This window comes from Enterococcus sp. AZ040 (assembly GCF_050499185.1).
In the GTDB taxonomy this organism is placed as follows: domain Bacteria; phylum Bacillota; class Bacilli; order Lactobacillales; family Enterococcaceae; genus Enterococcus_D; species Enterococcus_D entomosocium.
In genome coordinates this window covers 603,064-615,943 of the sequence record NZ_JBMHEW010000001.1, presented here as the reverse complement: position 1 = coordinate 615,943, position 12,880 = coordinate 603,064, and the positions used below count along the sequence as shown (strand labels likewise).

General features: G+C 42.1%; 11 protein-coding genes. 2 read left to right on the top strand and 9 right to left on the bottom strand.

Annotated elements, in window-relative coordinates:
* Positions 1-5 precede the first annotated feature (5 nt).
* The 8 genes from IGK63_RS02850 to IGK63_RS02815 form a co-directional block, all read right to left on the bottom strand.
* Complete coding sequence (locus tag IGK63_RS02850; RefSeq protein ID WP_016611291.1) at positions 6-1,259, bottom strand: O-antigen ligase family protein; 1,254 nt, start codon at positions 1,257-1,259, stop codon at positions 6-8.
* Positions 1,256-2,002, bottom strand: a complete 747-nt coding sequence (locus IGK63_RS02845; RefSeq protein ID WP_016611292.1) for a WecB/TagA/CpsF family glycosyltransferase — start codon at positions 2,000-2,002, stop codon at positions 1,256-1,258. Before IGK63_RS02845 ends, IGK63_RS02850 begins: the two co-directional genes overlap by 4 nt.
* A complete protein-coding gene (locus tag IGK63_RS02840) occupies positions 2,002-2,649 on the bottom strand; it encodes a sugar transferase (RefSeq protein WP_008377982.1) in 648 nt (215 codons plus the stop codon). Before IGK63_RS02840 ends, IGK63_RS02845 begins: the two co-directional genes overlap by 1 nt.
* Positions 2,650-2,662: 13 nt before the next feature.
* Positions 2,663-3,304: a CpsD/CapB family tyrosine-protein kinase gene (locus tag IGK63_RS02835; protein ID WP_008377979.1), complete on the bottom strand. Its 642-nt coding sequence runs from the start codon at positions 3,302-3,304 to the stop codon at positions 2,663-2,665.
* Positions 3,304-4,038 (bottom strand): YveK family protein, encoded by a 735-nt coding sequence (locus tag IGK63_RS02830; protein WP_016611294.1) that lies wholly within the window; start codon positions 4,036-4,038, stop codon positions 3,304-3,306. The genes IGK63_RS02835 and IGK63_RS02830 overlap by 1 nt, the downstream gene beginning before the upstream one ends.
* A 40-nt stretch (positions 4,039-4,078) precedes the next feature.
* Positions 4,079-5,332: a nucleotide sugar dehydrogenase gene (locus tag IGK63_RS02825; RefSeq protein ID WP_016611295.1), complete on the bottom strand. Its 1,254-nt coding sequence runs from the start codon at positions 5,330-5,332 to the stop codon at positions 4,079-4,081.
* Positions 5,329-5,823 (bottom strand): hypothetical protein, encoded by a 495-nt coding sequence (locus IGK63_RS02820; RefSeq protein ID WP_008377972.1) that lies wholly within the window; start codon positions 5,821-5,823, stop codon positions 5,329-5,331. Before IGK63_RS02820 ends, IGK63_RS02825 begins: the two co-directional genes overlap by 4 nt.
* Positions 5,824-5,899: 76 nt before the next feature.
* Positions 5,900-9,505 (bottom strand): immunoglobulin-like domain-containing protein, encoded by a 3,606-nt coding sequence (locus IGK63_RS02815; RefSeq protein ID WP_016611296.1) that lies wholly within the window; start codon positions 9,503-9,505, stop codon positions 5,900-5,902.
* A 660-nt stretch (positions 9,506-10,165) separates the two neighbouring features.
* Here IGK63_RS02815 and IGK63_RS02810 point away from each other — a divergent pair.
* Positions 10,166-10,369: a hypothetical protein gene (locus IGK63_RS02810; RefSeq protein WP_005232004.1), complete on the top strand. Its 204-nt coding sequence runs from the start codon at positions 10,166-10,168 to the stop codon at positions 10,367-10,369.
* A gap of 196 nt (positions 10,370-10,565) precedes the next feature.
* Here IGK63_RS02810 and IGK63_RS02805 read toward each other — a convergent pair whose 3' ends face one another.
* On the bottom strand, positions 10,566-12,056 hold the full coding sequence (locus tag IGK63_RS02805; protein WP_016611298.1) for a helix-turn-helix domain-containing protein: 1,491 nt from the start codon (positions 12,054-12,056) through the stop codon (positions 10,566-10,568).
* 180 nt (positions 12,057-12,236) lie between these two features.
* Between IGK63_RS02805 and IGK63_RS02800 the strand changes: the two genes are divergently transcribed.
* A complete protein-coding gene (locus IGK63_RS02800) occupies positions 12,237-12,812 on the top strand; it encodes a recombinase family protein (protein WP_005232006.1) in 576 nt (191 codons plus the stop codon).
* The last annotated feature ends 68 nt before the right edge of the window (positions 12,813-12,880 follow it).

The following is a 12,880-nucleotide window of genomic DNA, read 5'->3' as shown; positions in this document are numbered from 1 at the left end:
GTTGTTCACTCTTTCTCTGTTAAAATAATGCCTCCACAAATCAATCCTAAAAAGGTGGAAGACAATGCCGAATACAAAACATGCCCGGCAAAAAAACTATAAAAAAGCACCACGATCAAGGCAAAACTATAAACCGATCGTTTTCGTGGCTGAAAGGCCAAATAGACAAAATAGGCGAGCATTAGCAGCAATAACGCTATTCCCAGTAGGCCTTGCCCGAAAAGGGTGTCGAAGAAGTCCATTTCAATTAAGCCAAGACGACCAAAGTGTGCCAAACGGTATTCAAAGCCTTGGCCAAAGATCATGGTAAAGTGTCGGGCCTCATCATTTAAGAAGGCGTTCATCCCACCAATCAAAAAATCACTTCTTGAACTAGAAAATAGCCGGATCAAGTCCCCGTCGAAAAGATGATAAAAATACACCATGCGAAGATAGGTTCCTTCGACGGCTTGGATCAGCAATGGTAGTCCTTGAATAAGCAGCCAAGCAATCGTAATCAAACTCATAAACCAGATAAACAATTGTTGCAGAAATGCTTTACGTTCAATGCCTAGCACCAATCGGATTAAAAGATAGAACAACACACCGACACCATAAAACACGCCGGTTTTCGTACCGACCAAGACCAAACAGACGAAATTTCCAGCGAATAAACTAGCCAAAAACAGTGAAAACTTATGGGTCTGTTCTTTGATCGAAACAATTAGTGCCTGGACTGTAAAGGTGATTGAAACAATAAAGGCAAAGCTCGTATCATTATTGGCAAAGAAATAGCCTTTATACCCAGCATCAGAATTGTCATAAGTTTGGTAGCCTAGCCCTAAAAAATAAGGAATCAGTAGCCCCAAGGTGAAGCAGACACTGATAACAATAAACAAGCTGTCGTAGTGCAGTTTGGAGAAGTCGTTTTTTCGTTGATAGACATAATAAGGAATCAGTACCCATAAGAGGTATTTGATATACACCGATAGATCCTCGATCACCCACTGCCAGCTGTACCCTAGAAAAAGTGCTTGTAACAGAAAAATCGTAAGCGTCACAGCGATAAACCCATACGTTAAATATGTATAGTAGCTATGGGGAATCTTTTCTGTCACGATCATAATCACTAAGAACAAAAAGAACAGCAAACGGTAGAACACGCCAATGGGAAAAGGAATGCCCAGACTTAGAAATAAGCCGTTTAAGACGTCGATTATCGGAAAAATGGCCACAATCCCCAGGAAGAAGCGGTGATGGCTTTGCTGTTTTGATTTCATGCGTTTCTTCTTTTTTCTCCCCACACATACTGTAAAAAGCGTAAATTCCCTATGATATAGCGATTAAACATCCTGACTGGCTCTTGCGCAAAGCGATAAAACCATTCCAAACCTGCCCGCTGCATCCACAAAGGCGCTCGTTTGGTTTTGCCTGCGACGATATCAAAGCTGCCGCCAACGCCCATCGCAAATGGCACTTGCAACACTTCGCTGAATGTATCGAGCCAAATCTCTTTTTGCGGGCTAGAAAAAGCGACAAACAGCAAGTCTGGTTGCGTCCGTGCAATCTCTTTTGCCACGTCCAATGATTCGACTTCGGAAAAATAGCCATGGTGAAAACCCGCTATGTTCAGGTCGGGATAGAGCTGTTGGTCATGTTTGACGACGGCTTCTACGACTTCGGCAGTTGCTCCTAAATAATAAGGACGCCAACCTTTTTCTGCTGCCAATTTGACCAGCTCGCGAAAAAGATCGATGCCTGTTACCCTTTCTGGTACCGGGCACCCTAAATATTTCGCTGCCCAGACAATCGACTGCCCATCAGCCGTGATCAAAGCTGCCCGATTGACGATCGATCGCAACGAGGGATCTTTTCGCATCAAGTTTATTTTTCCCGCGTTAATTGAAACATGCTGTGCGGGCATCCCCTGTTCGATCATTGCCTCGATCTTAGTAATGGTTTCCTGAAAGTTTAAGGAATCGAGATTGCTGCCTAAAAGTGATACACGTACTTGTTGCTCCATTAGAATGCTCCTTTGGGTAAGAAAACAACGCCAATCGTTTTCATAATTATTTTCAAGTCCAATAACCAGCTCAGGTTATTGATGTAATAGAGATCCAATGCGACCATCTCTTGAAAGCTCAATTCGTTTCGTCCACTGACTTGCCACAACCCTGTGCACCCGGGTGTGACACACAATCGTTGCTTGTCTTTTTCTGAATAACTGACGACTTCTCTTTCTAAAGGAGGACGGGGGCCGACCAGTGCCATCTCCCCTTTCAAGACATTGATCAATTGGGGCAGTTCATCAAGACTCGTTTTTCTTAAAAAACGGCCTAAGCGCGTCACTCGCGGATCTTTCTTCAGCTTGAACATGGCCCCTTCAATTTCGTTTTTATCAAGGTATCGCCCTAATAATTGATCGGCATCAGGCACCATCGTTCGAAATTTGTACATCACAAACGTGGCCTCATTTTTGCCAACACGAACTTGCTTAAAAATAATCGGTGCCTGCCAGTTAGAAAATTTGATCCCTATACAAATCAGCAGTAACAGCGGGCTAAGGACGACTAATAAGCCCAAGCTAAAGATAGTTTCTATCGTGCGTTTCCAACGTAAATAGCTAGTCGCTTGAACCCTTGACTGCTTGTCTAAAGCGGGTCTTTCCACAAAGTTCCCCTCCTTAATAATAGTAATTTTCACCCGTGTCCGTGCCATTCGCAACGACACCTAAGATGTTTGCGTTAACTAGGCGTAGCTTTTTGACGGCATTTTTTGCGGATTGTTTGTTCGTTTTATCCGCATGAACGACTAAAAGTACACCGTCGACTTTCTTGGCTAGGATCAAGGCATCCGAAACGACATTGACTGGTGGCGTATCAATAATGACCACATCGTATAGTTGTTTGACCTCTTGCAAGGCTGCGGTCATTTTCGAAGAAGCGAGCAGATCATTAGGGTTTGACATAATGGCTCCACTAGTGATGATTGAAAATTCGCAATCTTCTAAAATCACTTGTTGGACACAGCTTTCGATCGAGATGTCCCGTCGGATATAGTTGGACAAGCCCACGTGCATTTCTTGTGAAAACAAATAATGTTGGGTGGGTTTACGCAGATCCGCATCGATCAATAAGGTTCGGTTCCCTTTTTGGGCATAGGCGACCGCCAAATTTGCCGAGACCGTGGATTTTCCCGTACCGCTTTCTCCTGAAGTAATCAAAATCGTTTGAGCATCTTGTTGTTGGCATAAATAGTCGACATTTTCGCGAATCAACTTGACTTGTTCGCTGATGATGGAATAATTTTCCTTCATGCTACGCATCACACACGCTTCCTTCCTCTAAAGCTTCTCGACTGGATGGTTTTAAACGAAGCAACTCGTTTTTCTTTGCTTATCTCTCCGATGACCTTTACCCCTAAGACCTCTTCGATTTCCGTATTCGAAGCAAAACTGCGCTCAAAAACCAACAGGAGGAACACATACGTAAAAGCGAAAAGAAGACTTAAAAAAGTGGTCAAACTGTACAACAAAAACTTGTTTGGACGAGCAGGCGTTTCTTGTGGCAAAACGGTTCCTTCTGCTAAGATCGTGACATTATCAATGTTCATGATTTTAGGGATCTCTTCACTAAAAACGCTGGCGGTCGTATTGGCGATTTCGGCTGCGATCTTCGGACTTTGATGGTAAGCGTTGATTTCGATGATCTGCGAGTTGGTGGCATTGGTAACACTCAAAATCTCCGACAATTCAGCCACATCGTAGCTTTCCTCTAGCGCCTCACTGACTTCATTTAAGATGCGAGGACTCATAATGATGGTGCTATAGGTACTGACGAGTTGAAGGTCTGCCTGAATCGTCTGGTTTTCCAGACGATTGCCAGCTATCGTTTCTGACTGACTAATCAGCAACTGTGCACTTTTTTGATAAATGGGTTCAGCAAACAGGGTTAGATAAAGCAACATCGCTAGTAAGGGAATACTAATGATCATGAGGATCCAGCCTATTCGTTGCTGAAGGACTTGCTTCAATTTTTTCATATTTATTTCTTTATTCATTGGTTTTCCCTTTCAATAACAGAAATAGCAATCAAACCATTTACTGGGCGCTTGGTAATGACCCAAGAGAATAGGCAGCCTCGAACCTCGTTTTACCTGTCACAATATTTTTCGTGTCAAAAACGATTTTTTGTTTCATCGCTTGAATGGCTGCCGGCGCTATGTCTTTAAAGGCATCATGGTCACAGAGGATCAATGCCAGATCACTGTCTGTTAGTGCTGCTTCAATTTGTGCAACATCAGAAGTGGCGACATAAGGATCATAGGTAGTGACTTGCAGAGCTTTCTTTTGTTTCAATCTTTTGGCGATCTCAACAGCCGGACTTTCTCTGGCATCGTCAATGTTGCCCTTATACGCCAACCCTAGGACCGCGATTTTGTTTCCACCATGAATCGCTAAGATCTCTTCGACTTTTTTTATAATGAATTCAGGCATCTCTGTATTGATCATCCGCCCCAATTGAATTAACTTCGCGTCATCAGGTGCTGCCGCGACAACAAAATACGGATCGACTGCTAAGCAATGACCGCCGACACCAGGTCCCGGTTGATGGATATTGACCCGTGGATGCTGATTGGCTAACTCAATCACTTGGAGTGCATCAATGTTTAGGCGATCCCCAATTTGGACCAATTCATTGGCTAGTGCAATGTTCAAGTCGCGATAGGTGTTTTCCATCAATTTCGATAGCTCAGCGATACTTGCAGAAGTCTCCAGCACGTTTCCTTTGACGAAGGTCTGATAAATTCGTTTGCCTTGTTGGGTGCAAGCGCTCGTCATGCCACCAATGATTCGATTGTTCATCACCAGCTCTTCAAAGATTTTCCCTGGCAAAACTCGCTCTGGGCAATGCAACAAATAGAGATCTTCTCCAATGGTATAACCTGCTTTTTCAAAAAAGGGTCCAACGATGTCTTCCATCGTGCGGGGTTGAATGGTCGATTCAACAATGACTGTGTTGCCTTTTTCAAGATAGGGTAAGATAGCAGCCATCGCCGCTTTCACGTAGGACAAGTCGCAACTACCAAATTGATCGGCGATATTTGGCGTTGGTACGGCAATAATAAAGACATCCGCTTTTTCTGGTACCAACTGTGCCTTGAATGTCTTTTTCGCTAAAGCTTGTGCTAGATAGCGATCAATGTCGGGTTCTTCGATTGGTGCCTGACCTGCTTGAAGTGATTGAACGACTGTTTCTGACACATCAACCCCAACGACTTCAATCCCATGGTTTGCAAAAGTAAGTGCTGTGGGTAGCCCGATATACCCCAATCCAATAACGTTTACCTTCATTCGCTCTTAACATCCCATTCTGCTAATTGTTCTTCACCGGGTTTATAAATCAGTTTTTTCGCCACTTGTCCTTCTTCTAAAGCAAAGGAAACTTGTCCAGTGATGGTTTCACCTACAGCGATCTCATTGCCAAACATCGCCATGGTATGATCAAGTTCAAGAAATTCTCCCTCTTCAGTTTCTAAAAGAAAATCAATCGAACCTAATCCAGCGGCAACTGATCCCATATTTTCTGCTGTGATGGTAAATGTATGTAATACTTGTTCCCCATCTTCTGTTTTCTTTTGATTGATTTCTTGTTTGTCGATGATGATCTTTAATCCACCAATGATCGATTGCGGCTCGGCATTGCTTTGATCCGTGATTTGTTCGATTGGTTCGCTGCCTTGGGTAGTATCCGTCTTTGCTTGGTCATCCGTCGAGCAAGCCGCTAAAAAACTCCCCATGAGGGCAAGGCTAAAGAGGCTAACGATTTTTTTCTTCATGTTCATTTGCTTTCTCTCTTTCTATCAATGAAGAGCCCCTTGCAACAGGCAAGGTACAAGGGGCTCTCGTAGTTTCTGTTTCTTATTCTGTGATTGAAACGGTTGCTTGTGCAATCTCTCGTGTACTTAAGTCAGCAAAGCGATGCAATGCATAGATCGTCATCTGGCTGTCTTTTGTCACACTGTTGGCTTGTTCTTGGTTCAAGTAGGCGGTAAAGGTACCATCCGCAAAACCGCTCACCCACAGGATCATGCCATCAATTTCAAGTCGAGCAAAGTTGATGTCATCGCCTGTATAGGTCCCCGTAATGGTTCTGTCTCCCAGCTTGTATGGATTTGGCGTAATCGTTCCAGTAAATTCTTTATCGATAGTGACTACACTGCGGTCCAACTCGTTATCTATCGGAAGGCCATTAATAATCTCGCGATGGTAAGCAACCAATTCGACTGTTTTCGCATCGCGAATCAAATTACGTGTATCTTGATTGACAAAGTAAGTAAAGGTTTGGTTTGCCGCGTTAAATGTGCCACCCCATGATATCGAACGCCCATCAACGATCAAGTTGGCGAAATTCACATCACCCGTAAAGGTTCCGGTAATTTCACTCTCTGTCACTTTGAAGGCTGCTGGTTGAATCGTGCCTGCTGCTTTGACGATTTCTACCGGCTGCAACACCAGCTTATGATCAATCGTTTGTCCATCGACTGTTTCACGATGGTAGGTTTGCAACTCAACTTTTGCTGCTGTTCTGATCTGTTCTCTAAATTGTGCGTGAACAAAGAATTCAAAGCGGCCAGTTTCTTTATTGAATGTGCCACCCCAGTTCCCTACAGACTGTCCATCAATCACTAAGTTGGCAAAATTGATATCTCCCGTAAAGGTTCCCGTGATCATGGTGTCGGTGTAACTGTATTGATCCGGTGTGATCGTCCCTTGAAGTTGGTCAATAACCGTTACTTCTTTCGTTTCTAGCACTTCGATTGCTTCCGTGCTGCCGTTGATTTGACGATTCAACGCTTGAATCTCGACTTTGTCGCCCGCTTTGATTCCAAGGTTCGCTACATAAAACGAGAAGGTGCCATCGGCATTGAAGGTACCACCCCATGCATTAGAAGGCATGCCATTGATCACTAAACGTGCAAAATTGACATCGCCCGTAAAGGTCCCAGTAATCATTGTTTCGCCAACACGATATTGATCCGGTGTGATCGAACCAGCCAAATCTCTAGTTAATTCAACGGTTGTCCGATCAAGTACTTTGCCATATTGATCCAAGGCTTCGATTTCTACGACATCATCTACGGATTGGATGCGATTGCCGATAAAGAATTCAAACGAACCATCAGCAAAATTCCCACCACGAACGGATGATCCATTTACATACACACGGGCAGATACAACATCACCGGTATACGACCCTCTCAGGAACTGATCGGCCGAAGAAACATTGTAGCTTGCTGGTGTAATCGTGCCTTCAGTGTTTGCTGGATCAGTGACAACGATCGTTGAAGCAATATTTGATTGCAATCCATCGATGCTTGCTTGAGCAGTAATAATTGTTCCCGCTGCTTGTTGATCAATCTCTACTTCAAAATTGCCATCACTGTCAACAGTGGCATTTTTCGTTTCATCACCAATCGTGATTTCCACATGTGCATCGGGTTCAGCTGTTCCGCTAACGGTAGTGGATGTGGTTGTCACCTCATTCAATGTTGTTTCGGCGATCGTTGCTCGCTCAACCATGGTTTCTGCAATATTTGATGAAATGCCATTTAAGGTTGCTTGGGCGGTAACTACCGTACCAGCTTGTTGTTTCTCAATCGTCAATGCATAGATGCCATCACTACCCACTCGTCCATTCGCAATGATCGTGTCACCGGCTTTGATCGTAATCTCAGCATTCGGCTCAGCCGTTCCCGTCACACTTGTGGAGTCAGTATTTAGCTCGGAAATCGTTGTTTCGGCAATCGTTTCTTTTTCACTATCCTCTACAACTGTTTCTGCAACCGATTGAATACCATTGGACGTTGCGGTAACAGTCACTTTTGTTCCAACTGCTAATGGTGCGTTCGGAATCGCAAATTGATAAGTTCCATCACTTGCAACGCGTCCCGTTAAACTTCCTTGTCCTTCAATAGTGACTGCTAAATCGGCATTTGGCTCAGCTCGCCCCGTAATGTGCGTTGAGCTTGTGGTTAAGTCGTCAATGGTCGTTTGTTGAATCGTTGCGGTATCCACAAAGTCACCAAAAGCGATTTTTCCGATTTGAGAACTATTGAATGTTGCGTTGAAGATTGAGTCATTGGATTCAATTCGCGAAGTAACTTGTTTGTTCGTATAAGTATTTAGTGAGAAAGAACCTTGTCTAAACTCTGGATAATTAAAGCTGGGCTCTCCTGAAAAATCAGCTGATCTTCTCCAAGTTTGCATTCCTGTCGATGAGTGGATCGTGTAGTTCGTTGTTCCTGGATAGGACCCAATTGCGGTTCCATTCGTATGATTGTTTTGGATTCGAACATTTGATCCTTCGTGGAAAGTGCTTGATTGTCCAACGTTTACCGTTGAATACGTGCTTCTTCCCACGACATCCAGTGTTCCCCCAGATAATACGGTCAAAGCACCTCGCAACCCCAATGCTTCTTGTGTTTTTTGCGTATTTGGCGCACTTGTGATCTTAAACGTTGCATTCGAATTAACTACTACGCTTGAGGCACTTCCTTCGATCAAGACTGCTTTTGCTGTATTTGAAGGATTGTTTTGAGTAACGTCTAATAAACTGCCTTCACCTAAATCAATTCGACCACCACTTGCAAGATAAATCGCACGAGCTGTTCCATTGTTATTTGCAACTACAGAAGCACCACTGCCGATATTCATTCGGACATTCGAAGTAGCCCAAATCAAGGAACCTGCATTTAATCGGTTTTCGCCAAAGAAATTAGCTGAAGAATTGCTAGCGGCTAAATAGAGTAAGCGCCCCGTTGCATGACTATTTTCATGAGTAACGTTTGTGAAGGAAACACTGGACGTTCTATTTTGATAGATCGTATTTGTTGCATGAGCCACGATTCTCACATTTCTGATACTTAATCCTTGATTTACCGTATTTCCATACAACCGAACATTATTCCCGAAGGTTAACGTATGACCATTACCTTCAATCGTTTTGGTCGTCCCTGTCCATGTCACACTACTAGTCATCGTGATGTTATTGGCTAAGCTGATTTGTGTAACCGTCGCATTGGCTAACGCTGTCCGTAATTCAGCATCAGATGTTACTTGGACACTTGCCCTTGTTGAACGGGTTTCAGCAGCGTCTTCTGATGATTCGTTAGAATTACTTTCTGAGGTTTCTTCATTTGGTGCATCCGCTTGTTCATCATTTTCTGCGACTTCATTATTTTCTGAAGAGTTCTCAGTAGAAACTTCTGTTTGAGCTTCTTCACTTTCAGTAGGAGAACCCTCTGTTTCCTGAACTGCTTGCTCATTGGTTGCTGTATGGTCATTTTCTGTGCTTTGAGTTGCTTCACTATCTGATAATAAATTTGGAGCTTCTATTCTCTCTTGTGTCACTCCTGAAGAATTATCAGTTTTTTCTGTCGCCATCGCATTTATTGGCAACGCCGATAAAGTTAAATGACTAATCAACAATAAACCTGTGACTTTTTTACTAAATTTGTTATTCATAAGTAACTCCTTTTTCTCTATTCTTTCTCTTGTACTTTAAAGATTCATTTCACGTTTTTATCAGTCACCCTTTCTTACTCCCTCGAAAAAAATCAGTTATAGCTCTTATCGGAACAACCTATTCGATACAAACTCTCTAAAAACCTAAATTAGAGCTATAAAATAATGCTTTTTTGACGAAATTTTATCGTTTTTAACGAGATTAAATTTACCATGGTTGATCATCAATCGATAAATCAAGATTTGCAAACCTGTATGAATAAATTGATTTTCATTTTCTTTTTAAATAAGGCATTTTAAAAGTTTGTGCAAAAAAAAGTGTTATAAAAAAAGACGATTCCTTATCATTTAAAAAGGATCGTCCATTTTTGTTATTACCTGTAACCACTTAACTCAATACGATGGATACAAGGTTTCTGCCTACTAATTCTTAGTATTATCACAAACATTTTTAACAACAGTTCCTTTCAACAGAACGCTTCTTTTCTTCAAAAAAGGTCCCAAAAAAAGCAAAATAAAAGAAATTGTATGTAATTTTACACATCTTCTAAAAAAATTCATTTTTCTTTGGTATACTAAACATAGATCTGCATATCATTAGATTTACGTTGCCCGTTAGTGAAGTTTCAGGCAACGTTTCTTTATGGGGGATAGATAAAAATGGAAGAGAAAAAGATTTTTGAGAAGCGGTGGTTATTAGCTACCAGTGAACAACGAGAGAAATACCATGCCTTGATTGCCTCTTACCCTTCGATCGAATGGACATTCAAAGAAAAAAGCTACCTTTTATGGCTTTGTCAGTTAGATAGTGATACGTTCAAAACCTTTGAAGCAATTTTTGATAAACTAGTAAATGCCAACTAACTGTTTCAACGTAGGCTGTTCTTTCACCAAAATAACCCAATCTTTTGGTATTCAGGAACAGTGGGCCTATTTTCAGATAACTCCCTTTTTTATTAGATGAACGAATAAAAGCCGCAACCGTTGATCGCAACGGTTGCGGCTTTTCCTTTTAATTTATCCACACATGTCCTCGTCATGCTCTTTTTCAACACGTATATTAGGCTGTGGGAGCGTTTAACGCTTGCCCTAACTGAGGATCGATTTTTTCAATCACTCTTTGCCAATCTTGATGATCGGGGATTGCTTTGAGCAAAAGATAATCAGTCGATAAGATGAACTCTGATAAATATTCACTATAATTTGTAACCACAAGATCAATGGCATTTCCCTTCAAATAATCGGTCGTCAATTCATTGATTTTTGGAAAAAATACCAGATGATCATTGCCGACATAACGCAAAAAGCGCGCACGAATCGTGTGACAGGCATAGAGATCACCTTCTATTATCAATGCGATCCGTCTGACTTTTTGAGCATAGAGCTCCCTGATTGCTTCACTGTAAAGGGTCAGTGCCGCACAAATATCTACCAGATACTCCTGCTTGATCCCAAGAATCGCTTGGTGCTGCTTCATAAATGCCAGATTCCTTTGATAAGCGGCAGAACGATGCTTCTGCGCTTCATTTTTTACTTCTGTTAGCAAGTGATTTAAAACGGGCGCCAGTTGCTCATTGATTTTCTTTGACAGGAAAAAGGCGTGGATCATCGTCTTGACCCGTTGGGGCTCTTGAAAGGAAATGCCCCATTCTTGAACGAAGCGCTGACTCAGTTCTTCGAGTTCAGGATACAGTCCAAACGATGCAACGAATTGCTGCTCTTTTTCAGGCTCGGTCAAAGTCCGTTTCATCACGGTCACTAAATAAAGCCACATAATTTCTTGTTGCGGCAGTCTTACTCGGTATAGCGCTTCGATTTTAGGTGCTAAGTCATTCATTACGGCAAATGCCTCATGGGTTTCGATGATTTTTGCCAACGATTGAGGAATCTGAACCGTCTTTCCCAATTGGTAACGCTTGATCGCAATATACAAGCTATAATAAAAATCACTCGGAGAAACGCCTGTATTCACCAGCTCTGCGGGCATTTCTGAGAAGACATCACTGACTAGTGCAATCAGTTCTTTGGGGGGCAATAGCGTATGAGGGGTGACATCTGATTCATAATAAAAATCTTTAAAGAACTTGCGAATATTGGCTTCGGAGCCACTCAAATTAACCGGTTGCAAGATCCACTCCACATGATACTTTCGCAACGTCACAGAAGCAGTATTCAAATAACGACGCATCGTACTTTCTGATACATACAAGCGCTGCGCCCACTCTTCAACCGAACAGAATTCACCGTGGAAAATGGCTTCCACGATTTGATACATTCCTTCTTCTGCAACAAGCTCCTTTTTTTGGGACAAGTATTTTTTCGGATTCGTTTCCCTAAAATGATAGCCATTGGCTACAAGCGAAAATTCGGCTGCCTCTTGTAGATAGGTTTTCAATTCTTTGATATCCGAGCTGATCGTCCGTTGGGTCACATCAAGTTTGTTTGCTAAACTTGCGATGGAACAAGTCCGTTCTCGCTCAAAAGTATTTAACATTTGAAGCCAGCGAACGGTCGTCTTATTTAGCATAAAATTTAACTGCAATTCTCTCATTTTCCCCTCCGTGTTTCTTCCTCACCGACTAGTGTCTTTACTATAGTACAATATTTAGGTGCATAAAAAAACCTTCCTATTTCCCAAATTCACATTAAGAAGCTTCTTGAATGTGTACTTAAGTGAACAAACAAGGTATTCTCTATGTAGACTTATTTTTGTGCAACTGGAGGAATTCGTATGACAAATATGGTTTATGGGTACGCACGTGTCTCCACAAGACAACAGGATCTCTCGCGTCAGTTAGATTTACTTGACCGGTATGAGTGCAATAAAATTTATACGGAAAAGATCAGTGGTGTTCGTGCGAATCGTCCTGAATTAAATAAATTAAAAAAACGAGTGAAAGAAAACGATAAAATCATCATTGAAAGTTTCTCGCGACTAGGAAGAAGTACCAAAGATCTCATTGATCTTGTCTACTTTTTTGAAAAAAAAGGAGTAAAGCTTATCAGTATCAAAGAAAATTTTGATACGCAAACCCCACAAGGGAAATTGATGATGACTGTTTTCCAAGCCTTTAGCCAATTCGAACGAGACATCATCGTCGAACGGACCAAAGAAGGCTTAGAATCCGCTCGTGCTAGAGGAAATATCGGTGGTCGCCCACGAATCGATCCTGGACTGATTCAACACGCATTGAACCTTTATCAAAAAGAAGGAAAAGCTGTTGTGGATATCTGTGCCCAAACAGGGTTAAAACGATCAACTTTTTATCGTTATCTTAGTCTGGAAAAAGAGGAAATCGTTTCATAAATACAAGTGCTGGCTAAACTTAGTACTCTCGGCTGCTCACTATATAAATAAACAGGACGAACATTGCT

Excerpts from the sequence above, each read along its gene's own strand:
- IGK63_RS02845 (WP_016611292.1), bottom strand. The coding sequence starts at position 2,002 with ATGGAGCAACAAGTACGTGTATCACTTTTAGGCAGCAATCTCGATTCC.
- IGK63_RS02835 (WP_008377979.1), bottom strand. The coding sequence starts at position 3,304 with ATGCGTAGCATGAAGGAAAATTATTCCATCATCAGCGAACAAGTCAAG.
- IGK63_RS02815 (WP_016611296.1), bottom strand. The coding sequence starts at position 9,505 with ATGAATAACAAATTTAGTAAAAAAGTCACAGGTTTATTGTTGATTAGT.
- IGK63_RS02830 (WP_016611294.1), bottom strand. The coding sequence starts at position 4,038 with ATGAATAAAGAAATAAATATGAAAAAATTGAAGCAAGTCCTTCAGCAA.
- IGK63_RS02850 (WP_016611291.1), bottom strand. The coding sequence starts at position 1,259 with ATGAAATCAAAACAGCAAAGCCATCACCGCTTCTTCCTGGGGATTGTG.
- IGK63_RS02825 (WP_016611295.1), bottom strand. The coding sequence starts at position 5,332 with ATGAAGGTAAACGTTATTGGATTGGGGTATATCGGGCTACCCACAGCA.
- IGK63_RS02810 (WP_005232004.1), top strand. The coding sequence starts at position 10,166 with ATGGAAGAGAAAAAGATTTTTGAGAAGCGGTGGTTATTAGCTACCAGT.
- IGK63_RS02805 (WP_016611298.1), bottom strand. The coding sequence starts at position 12,056 with ATGAGAGAATTGCAGTTAAATTTTATGCTAAATAAGACGACCGTTCGC.
- IGK63_RS02800 (WP_005232006.1), top strand. The coding sequence starts at position 12,237 with ATGACAAATATGGTTTATGGGTACGCACGTGTCTCCACAAGACAACAG.
- IGK63_RS02820 (WP_008377972.1), bottom strand. The coding sequence starts at position 5,823 with ATGAACATGAAGAAAAAAATCGTTAGCCTCTTTAGCCTTGCCCTCATG.